Genomic DNA, 24,606 nt, shown 5'->3' on the forward strand with positions numbered 1-24,606 from the left:
GCTCCCCTCGACCCCGCCCCGCACCGGTCCGGGAGGTGGCGTGTCCGAGCTCCGGCTGAGCGGCACGGACGCCGTCGCCCTCGCCGTCGTCGCGCTGGCCCACGGCTACCTGTGGTGGCGGCTGGTGCGGGACACCACGCGCCCGGGCCGGGTCCGGCGGTGGCTCACCGTGCTGCTGGTCGCCCTGGCGCTGCTGCTGGCCGTCGCCTTCGTCGTCCCGTATCCCCCCGTGCTCCTCGTCCCGGTGCAGTGGGCGGGGTTCGGCTGGCTGGCCGTCGTCCTGTACGCGACGCTCGCGCTGCTGGTCCTCGAACCGGTCCGGGCGGCGGTCCTCCAGTGGTGGCGCCGGGGCCGCCGGCGCGCCGCTCCCGCCGCGCCGGCGACCCCGGGACCGGCCCCGGGGCCGGCCGCGGAGCCGCGGCGGCTGTTCCTCGCCCGCGGGCTGGCGGCGACCGCGGGCACGGTCGCCCTGGCGGTGTCCGGCAACGGCGCCCGGGACGCCAACAGCGCCCCCGTCGTCCGCCGCGTGCCGGTCACGCTGGCCGGGCTCGACCCGCGGCTGGACGGGCTGCGGCTGGTGACCTTCTCCGACGCGCACCTCTCCTCCACCTACCACGGGCGGCGCTTCGAGCGGGTCGTGGAGACGGTGAACGCCCAGCGACCCGACGCCGTCGCCATCGTCGGCGACCTGGTCGACGGGGAGCTGACCCGCCTCCGCGAGGAGGTGGCTCCCGTGGCCGACCTGGTGGGCGCCCAGGGGGTCTACTTCGTCACCGGCAACCACGAGTACTACGTCGACACCGTGCCGCTGCTGGCCCACCTAGAGCGCCTCGGCGTCCGGGTGCTGCGCAACGAGCGGGTCGCCCTCGGCCGCGGGGGCGCCGCGGTCGACCTCGCCGGCGTCGACGACGTGTCGGCGGCCGAGTCGGGGCTCCCCGGGCACCGCGCCCGGCTGGACGCCGCCCTCGACGGCCGCGACGCGTCCCGGCCGGTCGTCCTGCTGGCCCACCAGCCCGTGATGGTCGACCAGGCCCGGGCCGCCGGGGTGGACCTCCAGCTGTCGGGACACACCCACGGCGGTCAGCTCTGGCCGCTCGACCCGTTCCTGCGGCTGAGCCAGCCGGCGGTCGAGGGGTACAGCCGGCACGGCCGGACCCAGCTCTACGTCACCTCCGGCGTCGGCTACTGGGGGCCGCCCGTGCGGGTCGGCGCCCGCCCCGAGGTCGTGGTGGTCGAGCTGCGCGCCCCCTGACGCCGGTCTCGCGCCCGCCCGCCCGGGCGGCGCGCCTGCATGCGCCCGCCGCGGCGACCGTCCACGACGTCCTCATCCGCGGCTCCGCGCACCGGTGCGGCGCACGGGAGCCCGGCGGGAGGCCGTGGCCGGCCGGAGCAGCACGAACGGGTCGTCCGGGGCGACGCGCACCCGGGCGAACGCGGCCCGGTAGGCGGCGGCCGCGTCGTCGCGGCCGGGCGCGCCCGGGGGCAGCAGCCGGGCGAGGCAGGGCAGGTCCCGCCCGTCCCGCCGGACCGTGACGTCACGGGGGCCGGCCTCCAGGTTCCGCCACCACGTCTTGCCGGCCGCGCCGCCGACGAGGACGACGAGGTCGTCGCCGTCCGGCGCGGCCATCACCGGCAGCTCGTGGCGGCGTCCGGTGCGCCGGCCGGTGTAGGACAGGACGACGAGGTGCCGGCCGAGCAGGCGGTGCCCCGGGCCGCGGGAGAGGGCGCGCACGACCGGGTTCACGACGCGGTTGCGGACCTGCACGGCGCCCTCAGCCGGCCAGCCGCTCGAGTGCGGTGGCGGCCAGCAGGCGCGCCCACCACGGCCGCCGGACGGCCGCGCCCCGGTAGCCCGGTGCGCGGAGGTGGGTGGGCCACCAGGCCCGCCGCGCCGGCCGCAGGGACACGGTCCCGCTCTTGAGGCTCACCCAGCCGCCGGGCCCCATGGTCACCCGGGCCCGCGCCGCGGGCGGGCGCCCGGCCAGGCGGGACGCCACGGCGACGGCGCCGAGCACGACCTCGGCGGTGGTGACCACGCGGGTGACGTCGACGACGGGGTGCCAGCGCACCCGGCCGTCGCGGACCTCGAACGCGCCCAGCGGCCGGGCCCCGGCCATCTCGGCGGCGGGACCCCGCCCGGTGCGGCCGTCGCCGGCGCGCGCGGTGTGGCTGGTCGAGCGCGTCGCGGTGATCACCGTGGCGCCGCCCCGCTCCACCGGCTCCCCGAACGCCGTCCCGTCCCCGGCCCGTGCGGTGCTCTCGGTCATGGGTCCTCCCTGGTCGCCCCGTCGGGGTCGACCGTCACACCTGCGGCCCGGTCACCCCCCGGGCCGGAGGTCCCGGCTGCGGCGTCCTTCGGTCCCTGCCGGGCTCCCGGCCGGCGTGCGACCGCGCCGCCCGCACCCCGTCCCGGGCGGCGGCCACCGCGGCGACCGCGCGGTCGACGTCGGCCTCCGTCGTCGTCGCGTTGGACACCGACACCCGCACCAGCCGCCGGCCGTGCCAGGTCGTCGCGCCCATCCACGCCTCGCCCGACCGCTGCACCGCCGCGACCACCGCGTCGGTCACCGCGTCGTCGCCGAAGCCGAGCAGCACCTGGTTGAGGACGACGTCGTTGGCCACCTCGACCCCGTCGAGCGCCGCCGCCCGTTCGGCGAAGCGGCGGGCCAGCGCGCAGCACCGGTCGACCAGCCCGGCGACCCCGCTGCGCCCGAGCTCCCGCAGCGCCGCCCAGGTGGCGAAGCCGCGGGCGCGCCGGGAGGACTCCGGCACGAGGTCGCTGGGCGCCCGCACGCCGTCCTGCCCGTGCCCGGTGAGGTACGCCGCGGTGAACGACATGGCCGCCCGGTGGGCCGCGGGGTCGGCGCAGAACACGTAGCCGCTGTCGTAGGGGACGTTGAGCCACTTGTGCCCGTCGGTCGCCCAGGAGTCGGCGGCCGCCAGGCCGGCGACGAGGTGCCGCGTGGCCGGCGAGGCCGCCGCCCACAGCCCGAACGCGCCGTCGACGTGCACCCAGGCCCCGGCGCGGTGGGCCACCTCGACCGCGCCGGCGAGGTCGTCGCAGGCCCCGGTGTTCACGTTGCCGGCCTGCAGGCAGACCACCCGGGGCCCCGGTGGCAGCCGGTCCAGCACGCCGGCGAGCGCGGCGACGTCGATGCGCCCCTGCCCGTCGGCGGCCACCGGGACGACCGCGCCCGTGCCGAGGCCCAGCAGCCGCAGCGCCCGGTCGATCGTCGCGTGCCGCTCGACGGAGGCGACCACCCGAACGGCCGGCGCGCCGGTCAGCCCGTCGCGCTCGACGTCCCAGCCGGCGTCGGCCAGGACCCGGTGGCGGGCCGCGGCGAGCGCGACGGTGTTGGCGCCCTGCCCGCCGGTGACGAAGCCGGTGGAGACGCCGGCCGGGAGCCCCAGCAGGTCCGCGAGCCAGGCGCCGGCCACCTCCTCCACCGCCGCGGCCGCCGGCGAGGTGACCGCGTTGAACGCCGGCTGGTCCCAGCCGACGGCGAGCACGTCGGCGGCCGTGGCGGCCGGCAGCGCACCGCCGACCACGAACCCGAAGTACCGCGGGCCCGTGGTGGCCACGAGGCCCGGCTCCACCGCCGCGACGAACTCCTCGACCACCCGGGCGGGGTCGGTGGGGCCGTCGCGCAGCGACCCCAGGGCCGCCCGCACCGCGGGGACGACGTCGGGCGGCGGCGCCACCGGCGCGTCCGGCACCCGGGCCCGGTAGGCCGCCACCCGGGCGGCCGCGTCGGCGAGCAGCGCCGCGAGGTCGGCCATCGCACGATCGGCCATCGCGCGATCGTGCCACCGGGCCCGCCCGGCGGGGACTACCCCCGCGCCCGGCGCAGGCGGAGCAGCGCGACCAGCGCGACGAGGATCCCGATCACCGCGCCGGCGATGCCGAGCCACAGGACGATGCGGACGACGACCTCCCAGCCCCCGGACAGGTCGAACGGGAAGACCTGCAGCACGCGCACCGTGGCCGCCAGGCCGAAGGCCGTCGTCAGGATCGTGCCGGCCGGCGCCGACGCACCGCCGGGGCGCGCCAGCTGCAGCAGCCCGACCGCGATCCCGGCGATCAGCGCGGCGTCGACGTAGCGCAGCACCCGGGTCGTCTCGTCGGTCAGGAAGGGCACGACCTCCCACCCCGGCCAGACGTGGATCAGCAGCAGGAGGACCCCGTCGGCCACCACGGCGGCCACGGCGTTCGCCCGCCGCCCGGCCGTCGACGCAGGGCGGGTCCTGACCTCGGTCATGACCCGATGCTCGGGACGGCGGCGCCGCGCGCTCAGGGCCGAAGGTCGCCCTCGATCCGGGACGTACGGACGACGCCGGGCGGGACGGGCGCGGTGACGCTGGCCGGGTGACGACGACTGCGGCGGCCCCGCCCGGCCTGTCGAGCGGCGAGGCCGCGCGCCGGCGTCCCCCGGGCGGCAACCGGCTGCCGGTGGAGCGGCCGCCCTCGCCGGTGCGGCTGCTGGTCGGCCAGATGGTGCACTTCTTCGCGCTGCTGCTCTGGGGGGCCGCGGTCCTCGCGCTGGTCGGCGGCATGCCGCAGCTCGCCGTCGCGATCGTGGTGGTCGTCGTCCTCAACGGCGTCTTCGCGTTCGTGCAGGAGTACCGCGCCGACCGGGCGGCCGAGGCGCTGCGCGACCTGGTCCCGCACCGCGTCACCGTCGTCCGGGACGGCCGGCGGCAGGAGGTCGACGCCGTCGACCTGGTGGTCGGCGACCTGGTGCTGCAGGAGGCCGGGGACCGGGTCGCCGCGGACCTGCGGCTGGTCGACGTCCACGGCCTGCGGGTGGACGAGGCCACGCTGACCGGGGAGAGCGTGCCGGTCGACAAGGAGGCCGGGGACCCCGCGTACGCGGGCTGCTTCGTCGTCGAGGGCGAGGCGTCGGCCGAGGTCGTCGCGATCGCCGGGGACACCCGGCTGGCCTCGATCGCCACGATGACCCGGACCGTCGAGCGGGCGAAGACGCCGCTCACCCGGGAGCTCAACCGGGTCGTGCGGCTGGTGACCGTGGCCGCGCTGGGCCTGGGCGCGGTCTGCTTCGGCGCCGGGTTCCTCATCGGCCTGCCGGTCGGCGAGGGGTTCCTGTTCGCCGTCGGCGTCACCGTGGCGCTGGTCCCCGAGGGGCTGCTGCCCACCGTGACCCTCTCGCTGGCCCGCAGCGCGCGGCTGCTCGCCCACCGGAAGGCGCTGGTCAGGCGGCTGGAGTCGGTGGAGACGCTGGGCTCGACCACGTTCATCTGCACCGACAAGACCGGCACCCTCACCCAGAACCGGATGGCCGTCGTCGAGGTGTGGACGCCGCACGGGCCGGTCGCCGTCCGGGGGGTCGGGTACGAGCCCACGGCCGACGTCGACGGCGCACCGGCCGCGGTGGCCGCCGCCCGCGCCCTGGCGACGACGGCGGTGCGCTGCTCCACCGGCCACGTGCGGGAGGACGCGGGGACCTGGACGGCGGCCGGCGACCCCATGGAGGCCGCGCTGGACGCCCTGGCCCGGCGGCTCGGCGGGGCCGCCGCGACGACCGGCGTGCCCGGGGGTGCGCGGCGGTTCTCCTTCGACCCCCGCCGCCGGCGCATGTCGGTCTGGACCTCCGGTGAGCTGTCGGTCAAGGGCGCACCGGACAGCGTCCTCCCGCGCAGCACCCGCCCCGGGGACGCCGCGGCCGCGGCGGAGGCCCTCGCCGGCCGCGGGCTGCGGGTGCTGGCCGTGGCCCGCCGCACCGTGGACCTGCCCGCGGACGCGGACGCCGACGCGGCCGAGCGCGACCTCGAGCTGCTCGGGCTGGTCGGCATCGAGGACCCGCCCCGCCCCGACGTGGGCGAGGCGCTGGCGGAGTGCCGCCGGGCCGGGATCGCCGTCGCCATGGTCACCGGCGACTCCGGCGTCACCGCCGCGGCGATCGCCGCGGAGATCGGCCTGTCGCGGCCGGGCAGCGTCGTCGTCGAGGGGAAGGACCTGCCGGCCGACCCCGCGGCCCTCGGCGCGCTGCTCGACTCCGACGGCGCGGTGGTGTGCCGGGTCGCGCCCGAGGACAAGCTGCGCATCGCGCAGGCCCTGCGCGCCCGCGGTCACGTGGTGGCCATGACCGGCGACGGCGTCAACGACGGGCCCGCGCTGCGCGCGGCCGACATCGGGGTGGCCATGGGCGCCAGCGGCACCGACGTCGCCCGCCAGGCCGCCGACCTGGTCCTGCTCGACGACCACTTCGCCACGATCGTGGCCGCGGTGCGCCAGGGCCGGGCGACCTTCGCCAACATCCGGCGGTTCCTGACCTACCACCTCAGCGACAACGTGGCGGAGCTGACGCCGTTCGTCGCCTTCACCGCCACCGCCGGCGGCCTCCCCCTGGCGCTGGGGGTCCTGCAGATCCTCTGCCTCGACATCGTCACCGACCAGGGCCCGGCCCTCGCGCTCGGCGCCGAGCCCGCCTCGGCGCGCGTGCTGGAGGGCCCGCCGCCGCGCCGGCGGCTGGTGGACGGGGCGGTCCTGCGCCGCGCCTTCGGGGTGCTCGGCCCGGTGGAGGCGGCGGTCTCGATGCTCGCCTTCCTGGTGGTCCTCACGAGCGCGGGCTGGTCCTACGGCGAGGACGTCCCGGGCGGCGTGCTGGCCGGGGCGAGCGGCGCCGCCTTCGCCGCCGTCGTCCTGGGCCAGGCGGCCAACGCCTGGGCCTGCCGCAGCACCACGCGGCCGTTCTGGCGGCTGGACCCGCGCAGCAACCCGCTGCTGGGGTGGGCCGTCGGGGTGGAGCTGCTGCTCCTGGCCGCCGTGCTCGCCGTCCCCCCGGTCGCCGACCTGCTCGGCCAGGCGTTCCCGCCGCTCCTGGGCCTCGGCGTCGCCCTGCTCGCCGTGCCGGCCGTGCTGCTGGCCGACGCCGCGCACAAGGTCCTGCGGGCCGGGCGGGCGGCTCAGCGCACGCCGGCCCCGAGGGCGCGCTCGGCGGCGTAGGGGGCGGAAGGACCCGCCGGGGCTCCACCCCTTCCGGCAGCCCGGCCGACCCGGGGTCGGGCGTCCAGACGTTCGGGTCCAGGCGGTCGTCGCCCATCTCGGCGGGGCCGTTCAGCCGACCCGTCGGGTCGTCCTGGGGGAACCGCGGCTGGGGCGGCTCCGGGCCGAGGACGGTGGCCGAGGAAGGCGCACACCCCGCCGGCCGCGGTGCCGCGCACCGGCCCGTGCCGGGTCTCGACGATCGGGTCCACGGCGGCCTCCTCACCTCGGGCCGGCGATCGTCCCGCTCCCCCGGGCCCGGCGCCCCGGGGCCGGAAGTCCCGGGCCGTGCGGCCTTCCGGCCGCGTCGGCCGGCGGTCCGCGGCGGCACGGTCGGGAGACCCACCCCTGCGACGAGGAGGCAGACGTGGACGCGGTGAAGACCTGGACGGTGCGCATCGACATCGGTGAGCACGACGGCCGGACCCGGGCCGTCGCCCACCTGCAGACCCGCGACACCGAGGCGGTGACCGGGACCGGGTTCGCCCGGCTCGACCCGGCCGACCGGGACGTGCCCGAGATCGGCGACGAGATCGCGGTCGCCCGCGCGCTGTCCGACCTGGCCCACCGGCTGCTGCGGGCCGCGACGGAGGACGTCGAGCAGTCCACGGGCGAGGCCGCCCACCTGGTGATGTGAGGAGCGGGGCGTGAGCCTGAACCTGGCCACCGTCCTGCGCGAGGCCGCGCGCCGGCACCCCGACAAGCCTGCGCTGCTGTTCGACGGCGGACGCACGTCCTACGCCGAGCTCGACGCCGCCTCCGACCGGTTCGCGGTCGGCCTCGCGGCGCGCGGCCTCGCGCCCGGCGACGCGGTCGGGCTGCAGCTGCCCAACGTCCCCCAGTTCGTCGTCGCCTACTTCGGCATCCTCAAGGCCGGCTGCGTCGTCGTGCCGATGAACGTGCTGTTCAAGGCCGGGGAGGTCGGCTACGTCCTCCAGGACTCCGGCGCCCGGATGCTCGTCACCTGGGCCGGGTCGGTGGAGGAGGCCGCCAAGGGCGCCGCCGACGCGGGCCTGGCCGAGATCGTCGTGGTCGACCTGCCCGGCCTGCCGACCGTGACCGTCGGCCGGCCCTTCGAGCAGCTGCTGGCCACGCCGGTGCAGGGTCCGCCGCCGATGCACCAGACCGGCCCCGGGGACACCGCCGTGATCATCTACACGAGCGGCACGACCGGCCGGCCCAAGGGCGCCGAGCTGAGCCACTTCTGCATGTTCATGAACGCCGACACCCCGGGCCGGCTGTTCGGGATGCGGGAGGACGACGTCGTCGCGGTCATGCTGCCGCTGTTCCACGTCTACGGGCTCTCCAGCGTGCTGGACGTCGGCATCCGGTTCGGCGGCACGCTGTCGCTGGTCCCCCGGTTCGACCCGGCGAAGGTCTGCGAGGTGATCCAGCGGGACCGGGTGACCGTGTTCGAGGGCGTGCCCACCATGTTCATCGCCCTGCTCAACCACCCCGGCCGCGAGGCGTACGACCTGTCCTCGATCCGGGTGGCGGTGTCCGGTGGGGCGCCCATCCCCGCCGAGGTCATCGACGAGTTCGAGCGCACCTTCCCCGGCGTCGTGGTCCTGGAGGGGTACGGGCTGTCGGAGACCGCCTCGACGACGACGTTCAACGTCAGCGCCGAGGAGCGCCGGGTCTACAGCGTCGGCAAGCCGATCTACGGCGTCGAGGTCGCGATCTGGGACGCCGAGGACCGGCCGCTGCCGCCGGGGCGCGAGAACGTCGGCGAGCTGGTCGTGCGCGGCTTCAACGTGATGACCCGCTACCACGGCAACCCGGAGGCGACCGCCGCGGCCTTCACCGACGGCTGGTTCCGCACCGGCGACCTGGCCTGCGTCGACGAGGACGGCTTCCACTTCATCGTCGACCGCAAGAAGGACCTGGTCATCCGCGGCGGCTACAACGTCTACCCGCACGAGGTCGAGGACGTGCTGTACACCCACCCGGCGGTCGCCGTGGCGGCCGTCGTCGGCGTGCCGGACGACCGGCTGGGCCAGGAGGTGAAGGCCTTCGTCGTGCTGCGCCCCGGGCAGCGCGCCACCGAGGAGGAGCTGATCGCGCACGTCCGGGCCCGGGTGGCGTCGTACAAGTACCCGCGGTCGGTGGAGTTCCGCGAGCAGCTGCCGATGAACGCCACCGGCAAGGTCCTCAAGCGGGAGCTGGTCGGCTGATGGACCGCATGGGCCCGCTCGACGCCGCGTTCCTCGAGATCGAGGACGAGCAGCCGGGGACGTCGCTGGCGATCTCGTCGATCGCGGTGTTCGAGGGTCCGGCGCCGTCGCCCGGCGAGTTCGCGACCGCGCTCGCCGGGCGGCTGGCGCTGATCCCGCGCTACCGGCAGCGGGTCCGCCGGGTCCCGTTCGACCTCGGCCCGCCGGTGTGGGTCGACGACCCGGACTTCGACCTCGGCTACCACCTGCGGCGCACGGCGCTGCCGGCCCCGGGAGGCGACCGTGAGCTCGCCGCGCTCATGGGCCGGGTCATGTCCGCCCGGCTCGACCGCAGCCGCCCGCTCTGGGAGTACTGGCTGGTGGAGGGGCTGGCCGGGGACCGGTGGGCGCTGATCAGCAAGGTCCACCACTGCATGGTCGACGGCATCTCCGGCACCGACCTCTACCGCGCCGTCCTCGATCCCACCCCGGAGCCGGGGCCGGCGGTGCCCGACGACTGGCACCCGGAGCCGGAGCCGTCGACGGCCACGCTGACCGCCCTCGCGGCGCGGGACCTCGCCGCGCTGCCGTGGCGGACGACGCGGGCGCTGGCCGGCGCGGCGCGCTCGCCCCGCGCGCTGGGGCAGTTGGTGCGGACCACCGCCCGCGGCACCGCGGCGCTCGCCACGGCCCTGGTGCCCACCCGCCCCTCCTCGCTGACCGGGCCGCTGTCCGCGCACCGGCGCTACGCCTTCGCGCGCGGCCGCGTCGAGGACGTCTCCGCGGTGCGGCACGCGTTCGGCGGCACGTTCAACGACGTGCTGATGGCCGCGGTCACCGCCGGCTTCCGGCAGCTGCTCATCAGCCGCGGCGAGCGCCCGGCACAGCACGTGATCCGGTCGCTGGTCCCGGTCAGCGTCCGGGCGCCGGGCGAGGAGAGCATCCGGGACAACCGGGTGTCCTCGATGCTCGCCGACCTGCCGGTCGACGTCGCCGACCCCCTCGAGCGCCTGGCCGTGGTGCGGGGCCTGTTCGACCGGCTCAAGGCCGAGCACGAGGCCGACGCCGGTGCGGTCCTGGTCCGGCTGGCCGGCGCCGAGCCCTTCGCACCCGTCGCATCGGGCCTGCGGCTGGTCTGGCGGCTGCCGCAGCGCAACGTCACGACGGTGACCACCAACGTGCCCGGCCCGAGGGAGCCGCTCTACGCCCTCGGCCGCCGGTGCGTGGAGATCGTCCCCTACGTGCCGATCGCCTCGCGGCTGCGCGTCGGGGTCTCGATGTTCACCTACGCCGGGCAGCTGACCGTCGGCATCACCGGCGACTACGACAGCGCGGCCGACGTCTGGACCCTCGCCCGCGGCATCGAGTCCGGCCTGGCCGAGCTGGTCGCCGCGGCCGGCACGGACACCCCCGGTGCCGGACCCGCCGCGCGCACCCGCCGGGCCCGTGCCTAAGGCCGGCACGGCGGCCCGCCGGCGGATGCCGGCGGAGGACGCGTTCTGGCTGGAGCTGGACCGGCCGGACAACCTCATGGTGGTCACGTCGCTGCTGTGGACCGCCGAGGAGGTCGACCCCGGCCGGCTCCGGGCGGTCGTCCGCGACCGGATGCTGGCGCCCTACCCGGTCCTCCGCAGCCGCCCGGAGCTGCGCGGGACGCTGCTGCGCCGGGGGGCCTGGGTCGAGGACCGCGACTTCGACCTCGACCGGCACGTCGTCGTCCGGCCCGCGCCCGGGGACGGCGGCCGCGACGCCCTGCGCCGGTTCGTCGGCGAGCAGCGGAGCACGCCGCTGGACCCCGCCCACCCGATGTGGCGCATGCACCTGCTGCAGGGGTACGAGGGTGGCAGCGCCCTGGTCACCCGCTTCCACCACTCGATCGCCGACGGCATCCGGGCGACGCAGGTGATGCTCGGCCTGCTGGACCCGGTGGACGGCACGGCCGCCACCTTCACCGCCCGGGTCGGCCGTCCCCACCCCCGGGGCCGTGGCGCCGGCACGGTCCTCCGCACGGCGCTGGGCCTGGGCGAGGTGCTGCTGTGGGTGGACCCGCCCACCGCGCTCGCCGGCCGGCCGGGCGTGCCCAAGTCCGTGGCGTGGTCCGACCCGGTGCCGCTGGCGCTGGTGAAGCGGGTCGCCGCGCGGACCGGGACGACGGTCAACGACGTCTGCACGGCGCTCGTGTGCGGGGCGATGGCCCGCCACCTCGACCGGACCGGGCGGTCCCGCCGGCCCCGGGACGACGAGGTCGCCTGGATGGTGCCGGTCAACCTGGCGCCGCCGGACCGGCCTCCCCCGCCGTGGCTCGGCAACCACTTCGCGCTGGTCCTGGCCGTCCTGCCGCACGGCCGGCGGGCCTTCCCGGACCGGCTGGCCGAGGTGCACCGGCGCATCGCCCGCATCCGCGACTCGTGGGAGCCGGGGCTGACGTACGGGCTGAGCCGCGCCATCGCGCTCGCCCCTCCACTGGTCGGGACCGCGGCCGTCCGGTTCCTGGCGGCCAAGGCCGTGGGCGTGCTGACCGACGTCCCCGGACCCCGGGCGCCGATGGCCCTCGCCGGCGCCCCGGTGGCCGGGATCGTCGGGTGGGCTCCCACCAGCGGGCGGCAGGCGCTGACCGTGACCGTGTTCAGCTACGCCGGGGAGGTCACCGTCGGCTTCGGCGCCGACCCGGCCGTCGTCCCCGACGCCGGCGCCCTGGTGACCGCGTTCGAGGAGGAGCTGGGCGCGGCGATGAGTTCCACCGGGGTCGGAGGTCCTCCTGGTGACCGGTCCTCCGGCCGCTCCGGAGGACGTACGGCCGGTCGACGATGAGGGCCCGACGCAGACCGCCGGTCCGGAACGCAGGAGGAGGTCATCATGGCCGTCCTGTCCCCCCACCCCGCGGAGGACCTGCAGCTCCAGCTGGACCTGGCGCGTCTCGAGCTCGGCGAGGCACGGCGGGCGCGGCAGGTGAAGGACACGCCCGCCGCCCGGGCGCGGGTGGTCCTCGCCCTGGGCCGCATCGACCTGCTGCTCGACCGGTGGAACGACCGCGCCCGGACCCCGGCCTGACCGGCGGGCAGCCGGGCGGGCCGCCGCCGTGACGCCGGAGGAGTTCTTCGCGGGCTCGCCCACGGGAGCCGCCGTCCACGACCGGGTGCGCGCCCTGCTGCCGGACTGCGAGGTGTGCGTGTCGCGCAGCCAGGTGGCCTTCCGGGGACCGCGCGCGTTCGCCTGGCTGTGGCGGCCCGGCCGGTACCTGCGGGACCCCGCGGCCGAGGTCGTGCTGTCGGTCGCGCTGGAGCGGCGTGACCCCTCCCCGCGGTGGAAGCAGGTCGCGCACCCCGCACCGCGCGTCTGGATGCACCACCTGGAGGTGCGCGACCCGGCCGAGGTCGACGACGAGGTCGCCGCGTGGCTGCACGAGGCGGCCGCCCGCGCCGGCGCCCCCGGGATCTCCCGGTGACGGGCTGGCTGCTGCGCTACGAGGGCCTCGACCCCGGGCGCGAACCGCTGCGCGAGGCGCTGTGCACCCTCGGCAACGGCCGGTTCGCCAGCCGCGGCGCGGCACCGGAGTCGCGCGCGGGCGGCTGCCACTACCCGGGCACGTACGCGGCGGGGGTCTTCAACCGGCTGACCGACGAGGTCGACGGCCGGCGCGTGGAGAACGAGAGCATCGTCAACCTGCCCGACTGGCAGTCGCTCACCCTGCGCGCCGCCGACGGCGCGGACCTCGGCCCGGAGGCCGGCACGGTGTCCGCGTACGTCCAGGAGCTGGACCTGCGCCGGGGCGTGCTCACCCGCCGGTACCGGGTCACCGACGCCGCCGGGCGGTCCACCCGGGTCGCCCAGCGCCGGCTCGTCTCGATGGCCGACCCCCTCCTGGCCGCGCTCGACACCACCGTGGTGGCCGAGAACTGGACGGGGCGGGTCGTCGTGCGCTCCGGCCTCGACGGCCGGGTGGAGAACGCCGGGGTGGCCCGCTACCGGCACCTGAGCGGGCGGCACCTGGTCCCGGGCGAGGCGGCCGCCGGGGAGGACGGCGCGCTGCACCTGACCGCCGAGACCTGCACGTCCCGCCTCCGGGTCGGGCTGGCGGCGCGGCACCGGGTGCTGGTCGACGGCCGGCCGTGCGGGGTGCCGGCCGTCCCCGTGGTGGACGGCGACGTCTACGCCGGCGCGGAGCTCACCCTCGACGTCGTCCCGGGCCGGGTCGTGACGGTCGAGAAGGTCGTGGCGCTGTGCACCTCCCGCGACCGGGCGGTCGACGAGCCGGGCGCCGCGGCGCGGGACGAGGTCGCCCGCGCCCCCGCGTTCGACGACGTCCTGGCCCGGCACGAGCACGCCTGGCGGCGGCTGTGGGACCGGTGCGACGTCGTGATCGACGGGCCCGCCCACGCCTCCCTGGTCCTGCGGCTGCACGTGTTCCACCTGCTGCAGACGGTCTCCCCGCACAGCGTCGACCTGGACGTCGGCATCCCCGCGCGCGGCCTGCACGGCGAGGCCTACCGCGGGCACGTGTTCTGGGACGAGCTGTTCGTGCTGCCCTTCCTCACCCTGCGGCTGCCCGAGGTGGCCCGCGCGATGCTGCTGTACCGCTGGCGCCGGCTCCCGGCCGCCCGCGCCGCCGCGCGGGCCGCCGGGCACCGGGGGGCGATGTTCCCGTGGCAGAGCGGGTCGACCGGCCGCGAGGAGTCGCAGACGCTGCACCTCAACCCGCGGTCGGGTCACTGGCTGCCCGACAACTCGGCGCTGCAGCGGCACATCGGCCTGGCCGTCGCGTACAACACCTGGCGGTTCCACGAGGCGACCGGGGACACCGCCTTCCTCGACGCGCACGGCGCGGAGGTGCTGCTGGAGGTCGCGGCCTTCTTCGCCGACCTGGCCACCTACGACCGCAGCGACGACCGCTTCGACGTGTGCGGCGTCATGGGTCCCGACGAGTACCACGACGCGCTGCCGTGGCGGGACCGGCCCGGGCTCGACGACAACGCCTACACCAACGTGATGACCGCCTGGACGCTGGCGCGGGCGCAGGACTGCCTGGCCCTGCTCGGCCCGCGGCGGGAGGCGGAGCTGCTGGACCAGCTGGGCCTCGGCCGGGCGGACCTGGAGCGCTGGGAGCACGTCTCCCGCAAGCTGCGGCTGTGCTGGCACGACGACGGGGTGCTCAGCCAGTTCCGCGGCTACGACCGGCTGGAGGAGTTCGACTGGGCGGGCTACCGCCGCCGCTACGGCGACGTCAGCCGGCTCGACCGCATCCTCGAGGCCGAGGGCGATTCGACCAACCGCTACAAGCTGTCCAAGCAGGCGGACGTCCTCATGCTGTTCCAGCTGCTGACGGCCGAGGAGTTCTACGCCGTCCTGGACCGGCTGGGCTACCCGCACGACCGGCAGACGATCCCGCGGACCGTGCGCTACTACCTCGACCGCACGTGCCACGGGTCGACGCTGTCCCGGGTGGTGCACGCCTGGGTGCAGGCCCGCAGCAACCGCCGTCGCGCCTGGGACGACTGGCTCGTGGCGCTGGAGAGCGACGTCTCCGACGTGCAGGGCGGCACCACCGGGGAGGGCGTCCACCTCGGCGCCATGGCCGGCACGGTCGACCTGCTGCAGCGGGCCTTCACCGGCCTGGAGACGCGGGGCGGGGCGCTGGGCCTGGACCCCTACCTGCCGGACGCGCTCGCCGGCATGCGGTTCCGGCTGCGCTACCGGGACCACCCGGAGGTCGAGGTGGCCATCACCCACGGCGAGGTCGTCGTCGGGGGCGACCCGGGGCGGGCGGCGGAGCTGCCGCTGCGGGTGCGGGACCAGGAGTTCCGGCTGGACCCCCGCGGCAGCCTGCGCGTGCCGCTGTCCCGGCGGCGGAACGGGCGGGACCGCTGACCGGTCCCACCGGGCGCGGCACCGCGGTGGTCCTGCAGGCTGAGGGCCGCCGCCCCGGGTACCGGGGCGCCCGGCTGGACGGAGGACACCCATGTGGGCACAGACGCTGCGCGGTCCCTTCCGGTTCGAGGAGGTGGAGGTCCCGGCCCCGGACGCCGGCGCGCTGGCGCCCGGGCACGTGCTGCTGGCCACCCGCGCCGGCGCCATCTGCGGCAGCGACCTGCCCAACTTCCGCGGCGGCGTGTGGCCGCACCCGGCCGCCGAGGACGGCTGGGGCGCCACCCGCGCGCCGGGCTTCCCGATGCACGAGATCGTCGGGGAGGTGGTCGCCAGCCGGCACCCCGACCACGCCCCGGGCGACCTCGTCGTCGGCTGGGCGTCGATGTTCGACGGCATCGCCGAGCTCGTCGTCACCGACGGCGAGGGCGTGGCCGGCTACGACACCGCGCTGCCGCCCACGACCGCGGTCATGCTGCAGCCGCTGGCCTGCGTGCTCTACGCCGCCGAGCAGCTCGGCGACGTGTCCGGGCAGTCGGTGGCCGTGATCGGCCAGGGCCCGATCGGGTTGCTGTTCAGCCACGTGCTCAAGGCGCGCGGCGCGGCGCGCGTGACCGGCGTCGACCCGGTGGACCGCCGCGACGCCGCGTCCGCCTTCGGCGTCGACGAGACGGTGACGGCGCGCGCCGAGCGCTGGGCGGGCACGCTGTCCGACGCCGACCGGCCCGCCGTCGTCGTCGAGGCCGTGGGCCACCAGGTGACGACGCTCAAGCCCGCGCTGGACGCCGTCGCGCCCGGCGGCCAGGTCTTCTACTTCGGCGTCCCGGACGACCCGGTCTACCCGTTCGACATGATGACCTTCCTGCGGAAGAACCTGACCCTCCGCTCGGGCGTCACCCTGGAGCGCCGCCGGGTACTGGCGGACGCCGGCGCGTACCTGGCCGCGCACCCGGAGCTGCGTGACTGCTACGTCACCCACGTCCACCCGGTCGCCGACGTGGAGGCGGCCTTCGGCGCCGCGGTCGCGCCCCGCCCGGGGCAGCTCAAGATCGCGGTCGACATGACCTGACGCGCCGTCCCGACCCCCCCGTCGGAGGTCGGAGACGTGTTGCGCCCCCCGCGCGGGCCCCAGCATGCTGGCGCGGCACGGGGTTCCGGACGACCACGCACCGCCACCACCACCTGGAGGCTCCATGCGTGCACGACGACGGCGTCACGCCGGTGCCCGGGGCGGCGGAGCTCGGCCGGTCCTCGTCCGCCCCCGTCGGCCCCGGCGCCGTCCCGTCGTCAGCCACGACCCCGACGCCTCCCGGGTGGCGTCCCGCCGCCTCTCCCGCCGGGCCGAGGACGCCGTCACCGTCGCGGGGGCGCTGCTGTTCTCCGCGGTCGTGGCCGGCACCGCCGACCTCACGACGGGGAGGGTCGCCGGCTCGGAGACCGCCGCCGACCCCGCGTCCTCGGGGACGGTGTGGCTGGTCCTCGGCGTCGCCCTGCTGCTCCTGGGCGGGGTGCTGTCGGCGCTGGTCGCACGGTGGGTCAGCGGCCGGCGCCCGGCGGCGGTCCGGCCGGCCGGGGTGCGGTCCCCCGAGCGGACGGTGTGGTGGACGCGCCTCCCCGGTCGTGCGGCGCGCACCGCGACGGGGGCGGCCGTCCTGCTCGTCACGACGGGCGTCGCCTCGCTGGCCCAGGCCCTGCAGGGCACGCCCGCCACGGGCGGGATCGTGCGCGCCTTCAGCCAGATCTGGGAGAGCCCGCCCGCCCCGTCGGCCCCGCCTCCGCCGGCCGCCGAGGCGCCGTCGGACGAGGCCGCGCCGGAGGACGCGGACGCCGGGACCCCGCAGGCCCCGGACGTCCCGGCCGCTACCGGTGAGGCGCCGCCGCCCTCGGCGGGTGGCGTCGGGGCCCCGCCGCCGATCTCGGCGGCTCCCACCACCGAGGCCGCGCCCCCGCCGGCGTCCGCCTCGCCGCCCCGGGCCGACGCGCCCGACGCCGGTGTCGAGCCGGCACCCGCTCCCCCGACTGTCCACGAGTCCGCACCGCAGCCGGACGTCGAGGTCGGGGCCGGGAGCGAGGACGACGCCGAGCCTCCGACCGCGGCCGACGAGGTGCCGGAGACCGAGCCGGTTCCCGACTCCGTCCCGTCCCTGCCGGAGCCCGAGATCCCCTCCGAGCCCGAGATCCCCTCCGAGCCCGAGATCCCCTCCGAGCCCGAGATCCCCTCCGAGCCCGAGATCCCCTCCGAGCCCGAGATCCCGTCCGCACCGGAGGCGTCGACCGAGTACGAACCGGCCCCCGAGCCGGAGACGCCGTCCGAGACGGTGCCGGCACCCGACGAGGAGACCGGGACGGAGCCGGGAGCGGACCCGATGGGTGAGCCCGAGACGCCACCCGAGCAGCTACCTGCGCCGGCGCCTCAGCCGGAGCCCCAGCCCGCACCGGAGACGCAGCCCGAGCCGGAGCCCGCACCGGAGACCTCCGTCGCCCCGGAACCGGAGCCCGCACCCGAGCCGGCCCCTGGTCCCGAGGCCGCACCCCAGCCGGATCCCGCGCCGACTCCTGCGCCCGAGCCGACTCCTGCGCCTGAGCCGACTCCTGCGCCTGAGCCGGACCCCGGGCCCCAGCCGGAGCCCGTACCGGCACCCGAGCCCGCACCCCAGCCGGAGCCTGTGCCCGCACCGGCACCGGAGTCGGCGCCCCCACCCGCACCCGAACCGGCACCCGAGTCGGCGCCCGCCCCGCAGCCGGAGGCACCGCAGACGGAGGCACCGGCCGAACCGGACCCGGGACATCAGCCCGCTCCCCCGCCCGCACCGGCACCCGCGCTGGAGCCGGCACCCCAGTCCGAGGTCGCGCCTGCGCCGGGTCCTGCCCCGGAATCGGCACCGCAGCCGGACGCGGCACCGCCGCCGACGCCAGAAGCTCCGTCTGAGGAGGCTCCCCAGTCCGAGCCGCAGCCGGTGCCCACACCCGGGCCCGAGGAGCCGTCGGCACCGCAACCAGAGCTTCCGCCCGCGCCGGCGCCCCAGCCGGAGGCTCCTCCGGCTCCCGAGCCGGCGCCCACTCCCGAGTCAGCGCCACAGCCGGCCCCGGCACCCGCACCCGAACCGGACCTGCAGCCCGAGCCCGCACCACAGCCCGAGCCCGCACCACAGCCTGAGCCCGCACCACAGCCTGAGCCCGCACCACAGCCTGAGCCGGAGCCAGCGCGAGAGCCCGCTCCGGCGCCAGCACCTGAGTCCGCGCCAGCACCCGAGTCCGAGCCGGCTCCCACACCCGAACCGGCTCCCACACCCGAACCGGCACCCACACCCGAACCGGCACCGGCACCCGAACCGGCGCCCGCACCCGCACCGGCACCGGCACCCGAACCGGCGCCCGCACCCGAACCCGCACCCGAATCCGCACCGGCACCGGCACCTGAGCCGGCGCCTCAGCCGGAGCAGACCGTCGAACCAGCGCCGACGCCTGAACCAGCACCCGAACCGGCGCCCGAACCCGCACCGGCACCGGCACCTGAGCCGGCGCCTCAGCCGGAGCAGACCGTCGAACCAGCGCCGACGCCTGAACCAGCACCCGCGCCGGCGCCCGAGCCGGCGCCCGCACCTGAACCAGCGCCCGCACCTGAACCGGCGCCCGAACCCGCGGAGGAGGCGCCCCCGGCGCCGTGAGCGGCCGCGGCGCGGTCAGCCGCGCCGGGCTGCTCCCGGCGTGCCGTCGTGCGGGCCTGCGGACCGGGCGTCCAACCACGCCTGGAACTCCGTCCGGCCGCCGGTGCCCGCCCGGGCCGCGCCGACCACGGCCAGGACCACGACGACGGCCACGAGCAGCAGCAGGCCGACGACGATGGACTCCCAGCCGAACAGCAGCGGGACGGTCATGCTCCCCGGGTCCGGCGGGGTCGGGACGTCTGCCATGGGCCGAGGGTGCCCGACCGCGCGCCCCGGCGGCGCCCGGCGGCGGTCTTCCACCCGCGCGGGCGACGTCACGCAGAGAGACCCCCGGAGCCGGGGGCACCCGATCAGGCGCGGCGGCGTCCCTCCCGGGTGATCCGTCCCCGGCGCAGGAACGGCACCCCCGCGGGCCGCCCTACCGTCCCGGGAACCGGAACGGACCCGGGCGGAGGGAGGCAGCGGGATGACCGCCGAGCTGCAGATCGACGAGGAACTCCGCCCGACGGGCCCGGAGCGGCCTCGGCCCAACGTCTCCGGGGACCTGCCCACGGTCCTCGAGGCCGGCCCGATGTTCGGCCGCGCCGTGGCCGGCTACGACCGCTTCCAGGTCGACACCTACGTGCAGTGGGCCGAGGACCAGCTCGCCACCGCCGACCGCGAGCGTGAGCACCTGGTCACCCGGCTGCTGAGCACCCGCGCCGCGCTCGACGAGGCCCGGGCGCAGCTCGGCCACTCGTCCGGGGGCGGGGAGTTCCTCCAGCTCTCCCGGCGCATCGGGTCGATGCTCGCCGCGGCGGCCGACGAGGCCGAGGGCATGCGCGCCGAGGGCGAGGCCGCCTGGGTCGCCGCCTCGGAGCAGGCGGAGCGGGTCGTCGCCCGCGCGCAGCGGACCCTCGCCGACGCCGAGGCCGAGGCCGACCGGACGGCGGCCGCCGCGGCCGCGCACGGGGCGGAGTGCGCCGCGCGGGCCGCCCGGCTCCTCGACGACGCCGAGCGGTCGGCCGCCGCCACCCGGGCCGAGGCCGCGGCGCGGCTGGACGAGGTCCGGGCGGCCGAGCGCCGGGCCGCCGCGGACGCCGACCGGGTGCGGCAGCGCGCCGAGGAGGACGCGGCCGCCGTCCGGGTCCGGGCGCGGGCCGACGTCGTCGCGATGCTGGCCACCGGACGCGAGGAACGGCGGCGCGCCGACGCGGAGGCGGCCGCCATCCGCGAGCGCCTGGACCGGGAGGCGGTCACGCGCCGCGCCGCCCTCGTGGCCGAGCTGGCGGACCTCGGGCGGCAGCGGGCCGCGCTCGGGGCGGAGCTCGACCTGCTCACCCGCCCGGCGCCCCCGCCGCCGCCCGGCCGGCTGGACGTCCTCCGGCGGTGGGCGGTCCTCCTGCGCGGGGTGCGCGACCGCGCGTCCTGACCCGGACGGCGCAGCGCCCCCTTCCCCGGCCCCGGCGTCGGTGGTCCACTTCCCCCCTCGGCTTCCCGGCGACGCCAGCAGGGTCTGGAGGCGGCGATGTCCCTGGAGCAGGACGTGGCGGCGGCCCGCCGCGCGGTGGACGCGCTCGAAGAGGCGTGCGCACCGCTGACGGGGCACTTCGGTGACACCGTGGACGCCCGCCGGCTCAGGGTCGACGTCGCCCGGCTGCGCGACGACCTGGCCCTCCTCTGCGGCACCCGGGTCCGCACGCCCTGGGAGCCGTTCGCGGCCGTCTACGGCGACGGCGACGACGACGGCCTGGGCGGGTCCGGCCGCACCCGCCGGTGACCACCACCGCGCCGCGCGGGACGGGGGCGACCTCGGCCGGACGCGGCGACGGCGGGCCGGCCCCGCGCCGCGCGACGATCGCGGCGCGCACGCTGCGCACCGACCGCTGGTGGCTGCAGCCGGCGCTCACCGCCGCGGCGCTGCTCGCGTTCGTCGTCTACGCGACGGTCCGGGCGTTCCAGAACGCCTACTACTTCTCCGAGCCCTACATCTCGCCGTTCTACTCGCCGTGCCTGTCGACCCGGTGCGAGGGCGACACCTTCCCGGAGCTGTTCACCGGCCCGACGTGGATCTCCCCGGCGATCTACATCCTGGTCTTCCCGCTGGGCATCCGGCTGACCTGCTACTACTACCGGAAGGCCTACTACCGGTCGTTCTGGCTGTCGCCGCCGGCCTGCGCGGTGGCCGAGCCGCACCGGCGCTACACGGGTGAGACGCGGTTCCCGCTGGTCGGGCAGAACGTGCACCGCTACTTCCTCTACGCGGCGCTGCTCATCAACGTCGTCCTCTTCTACGACGCCGTCCTCGCCTTCCGCGACGAGACCGGCGAGTGGGGCCACATGGGCCTGGGCACGCTCGTGCTGCTGGTCAACGCGACGCTGCTGGCCCTCTACTCGCTGTCCTGCCACTCGTGCCGGCACGTCGTCGGCGGGCGCCTCAACAACTTCTCCCGGCACCCGCTGCGCTACCGCGCCTGGACGCTGGTCTCCCGGCTCAACGCCCGCCACATGCAGTGGGCGTGGGCGTCGATGGCCAGCGTCGCGCTGGCCGACCTCTACGTCCTCCTGCTCGCCACCGACACGATCCGGGACGTGAGGTTCTTCTGATGGAGCTCGAGCGGCACGCCTACGACGTCGTGGTGGTGGGGGCGGGCGGCGCCGGCCTGCGCGCGGCGATCGCGGCGCACGAGGCCGGGGCGCGCACCGCCGTCGTCTGCAAGTCCCTGCTCGGCAAGGCGCACACGGTCATGGCCGAGGGCGGCATCGCCGCGGCGATGGGCAACGCCTGGCCGGAGGACGGCTGGCGGGTGCACTTCCGGGACACCATGCGCGGCGGGAAGATGCTCAACCACTGGCGGATGGCGCAGATCCACGCGCAGGAGGCGCCCGACCGGGTGCGCGAGCTCGAGGACTGGGGCGCGCTGTTCGACCGCACCCCCGACGGGCTGATCAGCCAGCGCGACTTCGGCGGCCACCGCTACGCCCGGCTCGCGCACGTCGGCGACCGCACCGGCCTGGAGCTCATCCGCACGCTGCAGCAGCGCACCGTCGCCCTCGGCGTCGACGTGTACATGGAGTGCACGGTCACCCGGCTGCTCACCGACGACGAGGGCGTCACCGGGGCGTTCGGCTACTGGCGGGAGTCGGGCCGGTTCGTGGCCTGGGAGGCGCCGTCGGTGGTGCTGGCCACCGGCGGCATCGGCAAGGCCTGGAAGGTCACCTCGAACTCGTGGGAGTACACCGGCGACGGGCACTCGCTGGCGCTGCAGGCCGGTGCCGGGCTGGTGAACATGGAGTTCGTCCAGTTCCACCCGACCGGGATGGTCTGGCCGCCGTCGGTGCGCGGCATCCTGGTCACCGAGAGCGTCCGCGGTGACGGCGGCGTGCTGCGCAACTCGGCCGGCAACCGGTTCATGTTCGACTACATCCCGGACTACTTCCGCAAGGAGACGGCGGAGACCGAGGACGAGGCCGACCGCTGGTACGACGACAAGAAGAACAACCGGCGCCCGCCCGAGCTGCTGCCCCGTGACGAGGTCGCCCGCGCCATCAACAGCGAGGTCAAGGCCGGCCGCGGCTCGCCGCACGGCGGCGTCTTCCTCGACATCGCCACCCGCCGCCCGGCCGACTACGTCCGCCGCCGGCTGCCGTCGATGTACCACCAGTTCAAGGAGCTGGCCGACGTCGACATCACCGCCGAGGCGATGGAGGTCGGGCCCACCTGCCACTACGTGATGGGCGGCGTCGAGGTGGACCCGGACACCGCCGCGGCGTCCGTGCCGGGGCTGTTCGCCGCCGGTGAGGTCGCCGGCGGCATGCACGGGTCCAACCGGCTGGGCGGCAACTCGCTGTCGGACCTGCTGGTGTTCGGCCGCCGCGCCGGCGCCGCCGCGGCCGAGCACGCGGCCAAGCGGGCCGGCGTGGTCGCGCTCGCCGAGGAGGCGCTGGCCGACGCCGCGCGGGCGGCGCTGGCGCCGTTCGAGCGGGAGGGCGGCGAGAACCCCTACACCGTGCAGCAGGACCTGCAGCAGACGATGCACGACCTGGTCGGGATCATCCGCACCGCGCCGGAGATGGAGCAGGCGCTGGCCCGCATCGCCACCCTGCGCGAGCGGGTCGCGGCGCTGTCGGTCGAGGGGCACCGGCAGTACAACCCCGGCTGGCACCTGGCGCTGGACCTGCCGCACCTGCTGCTGGTCAGCGAGTGCGTCGCCCGCGCCGCGCTCGCCCGCGAGGAGAGCCGCGGCGGGCACACCCGCGACGACTTCCCCGCGACCGACCCGGAGTGGGGGCGCACCAACCTGGTCTGCACCCGGACGGCGGACGGCGGGGTGACCGTGGCCCGGCAGCCGCTGCCGCAGATGCCGCCGGAGCTGGCGGAGGTCTTCGAGGAGGGCGCATGACCGAGCCTGCAGAGCCGAGCATCGGGGGGACCGACGGCGGCGGGGACGGGGACGGCGGTTACGACGCCACCTTCCGGGTCTGGCGGGGCGACGCCTCCGGCGGGGAGCTGCAGACCTTCACCGTGCCGGTGCACGAGGGCGAGGTGGTCCTCGACGTCATCCACCGGCTGCAGGCCACGCAGGCCGGCGACCTCGCCGTCCGGTGGAACTGCAAGGCGGGCAAGTGCGGCTCGTGCAGCGCGGAGGTCAACGGCCGGCCGCGGCTGATGTGCCTGACCCGGATGAGCACGTTCGCCCAGGACGAGCCGGTGACCGTCACCCCGCTGCGCACCTTCCCGGTGATCCGCGACCTGGTCACCGACGTCTCCTACAACTACGAGAAGGCCGCGCAGGTCCCGGCGTTCACCCCGCGCCCGCGCGACCCGGACGGCAACCACCGGATGCAGCAGGTCGACGTCGAGCGGCCGCAGGAGTTCCGCAAGTGCATCGAGTGCTGGCTGTGCCAGGACACCTGCCACGTCATCCGCGACCACGAGGACAACAAGGCGGCCTTCGCCGGGCCGCGCTTCCTCATCCGGCTGGCCGAGCTGGACATGCACCCGCTCGACGTCGTCGACCGCCGGGACGCCGCCCGGGAGGGGTTCGGCCTGGGCTACTGCAACATCACCAAGTGCTGCTCGGAGGTCTGCCCCGAGGGCATCCACCTCACCGACAACGGCATCATCCCGCTCAAGGAGCGGGTGGTGGACCGCCGGTACGACCCGCTGACCTGGCTGGGGTCGCGGATCGGGCGGCGCCCGCGGCGCTGATCAGGGGGACGCGCACGGGCCCGTTGCCACGCGCGGCGACCGCGGGAACGCTCGCTGGTGCGGCGGTGCCGCACCGGGCGTCGCCGCACGCACGAGAGGAGCGGTGACGTGTACGCACGGACGACCACCATCCACGGCAAGCCGCAGGCGAGCGACGACGCGGTCACCTACATGCGCGACGAGGTGATGCCGGCGGTCCAGGAGATGGACGGCTTCGTCGGCCTGTCCTTCCTCGCCGACCGCGACACCGGCCGCTGCATCATCGCGACCGCCTGGCAGACCGAGGAGGCGATGAGCGCCACGGCCGACCGGGTGCGGCCGATGCGCGACCGGGTCGCGGAGGTCCTCGGCGGTGGGGCGGAGGTGCGGACCTGGGAGATCGCGGCGCTCCACCGGCTGCACGAGGCGCCGGCCGGGGCCTGCGCGCGGGTCACCTGGCTGCGCTCGGACCCGGCGCGGGCCGACGAGCTCCTGGACACCTTCCGGATGGGCGTGCTGCCGCGCCTCGAGGAGCTGGACGGCTTCTGCAGCGCGAGCCTGCTGGTCGACCGCGGGGAGGGCGCGGCCGCCGCCACCGTGACCTACGCGGACCGCGCGGCCCTCGAGCGCAACCGGGAGGCCGGCACGGCCATCCGGGAGCGGGCGAGCCGGGAGAGTGGCGCCGAGATCACCGACGTCGCCGAGTTCGAGCTGGTGCTGGCCCACCTCCGGGTACCCGAGACCGTCTGA

Annotated in this window: 21 protein-coding genes; 16 read left to right on the forward strand and 5 right to left on the reverse strand. The window is 76.9% G+C overall.

Annotated features, from left to right (window positions below; all coding sequences use genetic code 11):
• The first annotated feature begins 40 nt into the window (after window positions 1-40).
• On the forward strand, window positions 41-1,252 hold the full coding sequence (locus ACI8AR_RS06225; protein ID WP_457050209.1) for a metallophosphoesterase: 1,212 nt from the start codon (window positions 41-43) through the stop codon (window positions 1,250-1,252).
• A gap of 72 nt (window positions 1,253-1,324) precedes the next feature.
• Here the strand turns inward: ACI8AR_RS06225 and ACI8AR_RS06230 are convergent, their stop codons facing one another.
• Genes ACI8AR_RS06230 through ACI8AR_RS06245 form a run of 4 tightly spaced genes read right to left on the reverse strand, consistent with a single transcriptional unit; the run spans window position 1,325 to window position 4,259 of the window.
• Window positions 1,325-1,765, reverse strand: coding sequence for a nitroreductase/quinone reductase family protein (locus ACI8AR_RS06230; protein WP_457050210.1), 441 nt, complete (start codon window positions 1,763-1,765; stop codon window positions 1,325-1,327).
• Between the two features lie 7 nt (window positions 1,766-1,772).
• Complete coding sequence (locus tag ACI8AR_RS06235; RefSeq protein ID WP_457050211.1) at window positions 1,773-2,267, reverse strand: hypothetical protein; 495 nt, start codon at window positions 2,265-2,267, stop codon at window positions 1,773-1,775.
• A 34-nt stretch (window positions 2,268-2,301) separates the two neighbouring features.
• Window positions 2,302-3,795: a pyridoxal phosphate-dependent decarboxylase family protein gene (locus ACI8AR_RS06240; RefSeq protein ID WP_457050212.1), complete on the reverse strand. Its 1,494-nt coding sequence runs from the start codon at window positions 3,793-3,795 to the stop codon at window positions 2,302-2,304.
• Window positions 3,796-3,830: 35 nt separating this feature from the next.
• Window positions 3,831-4,259 carry a hypothetical protein gene (locus ACI8AR_RS06245; protein ID WP_457050213.1) on the reverse strand — a complete coding sequence of 143 codons (429 nt, stop codon included), beginning with the start codon at window positions 4,257-4,259 and terminating at the stop codon, window positions 3,831-3,833.
• Between the two features lie 107 nt (window positions 4,260-4,366).
• Here ACI8AR_RS06245 and ACI8AR_RS06250 point away from each other — a divergent pair, with 107 nt between their 5' ends.
• The 9 genes from ACI8AR_RS06250 (at window position 4,367) to ACI8AR_RS06290 (ending at window position 16,087) form a co-directional block, all read left to right on the forward strand.
• The gene (locus tag ACI8AR_RS06250) at window positions 4,367-6,964 is read left to right on the forward strand and encodes a cation-translocating P-type ATPase (protein ID WP_457050214.1); all 2,598 of its coding nucleotides are present in this window, start codon (window positions 4,367-4,369) and stop codon (window positions 6,962-6,964) included.
• 406 nt (window positions 6,965-7,370) lie between these two features.
• Complete coding sequence (locus tag ACI8AR_RS06255) at window positions 7,371-7,640, forward strand: DUF1876 domain-containing protein (protein ID WP_457050215.1); 270 nt, start codon at window positions 7,371-7,373, stop codon at window positions 7,638-7,640.
• 10 nt (window positions 7,641-7,650) lie between these two features.
• Window positions 7,651-9,177 carry a long-chain-fatty-acid--CoA ligase gene (locus ACI8AR_RS06260; protein WP_457050216.1) on the forward strand — a complete coding sequence of 509 codons (1,527 nt, stop codon included), beginning with the start codon at window positions 7,651-7,653 and terminating at the stop codon, window positions 9,175-9,177.
• Window positions 9,177-10,610 (forward strand): WS/DGAT/MGAT family O-acyltransferase, encoded by a 1,434-nt coding sequence (locus ACI8AR_RS06265; protein ID WP_457050217.1) that lies wholly within the window; start codon window positions 9,177-9,179, stop codon window positions 10,608-10,610. Before ACI8AR_RS06260 ends, ACI8AR_RS06265 begins: the two co-directional genes overlap by 1 nt.
• Complete coding sequence (locus tag ACI8AR_RS06270; RefSeq protein WP_457050218.1) at window positions 10,603-11,967, forward strand: WS/DGAT domain-containing protein; 1,365 nt, start codon at window positions 10,603-10,605, stop codon at window positions 11,965-11,967. Before ACI8AR_RS06265 ends, ACI8AR_RS06270 begins: the two co-directional genes overlap by 8 nt.
• A gap of 45 nt (window positions 11,968-12,012) precedes the next feature.
• On the forward strand, window positions 12,013-12,207 hold the full coding sequence (locus tag ACI8AR_RS06275) for a hypothetical protein (RefSeq protein ID WP_456935318.1): 195 nt from the start codon (window positions 12,013-12,015) through the stop codon (window positions 12,205-12,207).
• A gap of 28 nt (window positions 12,208-12,235) precedes the next feature.
• The gene (locus tag ACI8AR_RS06280) at window positions 12,236-12,601 is read left to right on the forward strand and encodes a DUF5655 domain-containing protein (RefSeq protein ID WP_457050219.1); all 366 of its coding nucleotides are present in this window, start codon (window positions 12,236-12,238) and stop codon (window positions 12,599-12,601) included.
• Window positions 12,598-15,021, forward strand: a complete 2,424-nt coding sequence (locus ACI8AR_RS06285) for a glycoside hydrolase family 65 protein (protein ID WP_457050220.1) — start codon at window positions 12,598-12,600, stop codon at window positions 15,019-15,021. The genes ACI8AR_RS06280 and ACI8AR_RS06285 overlap by 4 nt, the downstream gene beginning before the upstream one ends.
• A 91-nt stretch (window positions 15,022-15,112) precedes the next feature.
• Entirely contained in the window at window positions 15,113-16,087 is a 975-nt protein-coding gene (locus tag ACI8AR_RS06290) for a zinc-binding dehydrogenase (protein WP_456935315.1), read from the forward strand.
• Window positions 16,088-18,701: 2,614 nt separating this feature from the next.
• On the opposite strand, the gene ACI8AR_RS06295 is transcribed toward ACI8AR_RS06290, so the two are convergent.
• A complete protein-coding gene (locus ACI8AR_RS06295) occupies window positions 18,702-18,932 on the reverse strand; it encodes a hypothetical protein (protein ID WP_457050221.1) in 231 nt (76 codons plus the stop codon).
• 220 nt (window positions 18,933-19,152) lie between these two features.
• Here ACI8AR_RS06295 and ACI8AR_RS06300 point away from each other — a divergent pair, with 220 nt between their 5' ends.
• From ACI8AR_RS06300 to ACI8AR_RS06325, 6 genes are all read left to right on the forward strand, one after another.
• Window positions 19,153-20,097 (forward strand): hypothetical protein, encoded by a 945-nt coding sequence (locus tag ACI8AR_RS06300; RefSeq protein ID WP_457050222.1) that lies wholly within the window; start codon window positions 19,153-19,155, stop codon window positions 20,095-20,097.
• A 96-nt stretch (window positions 20,098-20,193) separates the two neighbouring features.
• Window positions 20,194-20,445 carry a hypothetical protein gene (locus ACI8AR_RS06305; RefSeq protein WP_457050223.1) on the forward strand — a complete coding sequence of 84 codons (252 nt, stop codon included), beginning with the start codon at window positions 20,194-20,196 and terminating at the stop codon, window positions 20,443-20,445.
• Window positions 20,442-21,272: a hypothetical protein gene (locus tag ACI8AR_RS06310; RefSeq protein ID WP_457050224.1), complete on the forward strand. Its 831-nt coding sequence runs from the start codon at window positions 20,442-20,444 to the stop codon at window positions 21,270-21,272. The genes ACI8AR_RS06305 and ACI8AR_RS06310 overlap by 4 nt, the downstream gene beginning before the upstream one ends.
• Window positions 21,272-23,068, forward strand: a complete 1,797-nt coding sequence (locus ACI8AR_RS06315; RefSeq protein ID WP_457050225.1) for a fumarate reductase/succinate dehydrogenase flavoprotein subunit — start codon at window positions 21,272-21,274, stop codon at window positions 23,066-23,068. Before ACI8AR_RS06310 ends, ACI8AR_RS06315 begins: the two co-directional genes overlap by 1 nt.
• Window positions 23,065-23,877 (forward strand): succinate dehydrogenase/fumarate reductase iron-sulfur subunit, encoded by an 813-nt coding sequence (locus ACI8AR_RS06320; protein WP_457050226.1) that lies wholly within the window; start codon window positions 23,065-23,067, stop codon window positions 23,875-23,877. Before ACI8AR_RS06315 ends, ACI8AR_RS06320 begins: the two co-directional genes overlap by 4 nt.
• 108 nt (window positions 23,878-23,985) lie before the next feature.
• A complete protein-coding gene (locus tag ACI8AR_RS06325; RefSeq protein ID WP_457050227.1) occupies window positions 23,986-24,606 on the forward strand; it encodes a hypothetical protein in 621 nt (206 codons plus the stop codon).

The organism is Geodermatophilus sp. SYSU D01036 (assembly GCF_054050435.1).

Excerpts from the sequence above, each read along its gene's own strand:
- ACI8AR_RS06305 (WP_457050223.1), top strand. The coding sequence starts at position 20,194 with ATGTCCCTGGAGCAGGACGTGGCGGCGGCCCGCCGCGCGGTGGACGCG.
- ACI8AR_RS06245 (WP_457050213.1), bottom strand. The coding sequence starts at position 4,259 with ATGACCGAGGTCAGGACCCGCCCTGCGTCGACGGCCGGGCGGCGGGCG.
- ACI8AR_RS06290 (WP_456935315.1), top strand. The coding sequence starts at position 15,113 with ATGTGGGCACAGACGCTGCGCGGTCCCTTCCGGTTCGAGGAGGTGGAG.
- ACI8AR_RS06265 (WP_457050217.1), top strand. The coding sequence starts at position 9,177 with ATGGACCGCATGGGCCCGCTCGACGCCGCGTTCCTCGAGATCGAGGAC.
- ACI8AR_RS06295 (WP_457050221.1), bottom strand. The coding sequence starts at position 18,932 with ATGGCAGACGTCCCGACCCCGCCGGACCCGGGGAGCATGACCGTCCCG.
- ACI8AR_RS06275 (WP_456935318.1), top strand. The coding sequence starts at position 12,013 with ATGGCCGTCCTGTCCCCCCACCCCGCGGAGGACCTGCAGCTCCAGCTG.
- ACI8AR_RS06315 (WP_457050225.1), top strand. The coding sequence starts at position 21,272 with ATGGAGCTCGAGCGGCACGCCTACGACGTCGTGGTGGTGGGGGCGGGC.
- ACI8AR_RS06300 (WP_457050222.1), top strand. The coding sequence starts at position 19,153 with ATGACCGCCGAGCTGCAGATCGACGAGGAACTCCGCCCGACGGGCCCG.
- ACI8AR_RS06240 (WP_457050212.1), bottom strand. The coding sequence starts at position 3,795 with ATGGCCGATCGTGCGATGGCCGACCTCGCGGCGCTGCTCGCCGACGCG.
- ACI8AR_RS06235 (WP_457050211.1), bottom strand. The coding sequence starts at position 2,267 with ATGACCGAGAGCACCGCACGGGCCGGGGACGGGACGGCGTTCGGGGAG.
- ACI8AR_RS06320 (WP_457050226.1), top strand. The coding sequence starts at position 23,065 with ATGACCGAGCCTGCAGAGCCGAGCATCGGGGGGACCGACGGCGGCGGG.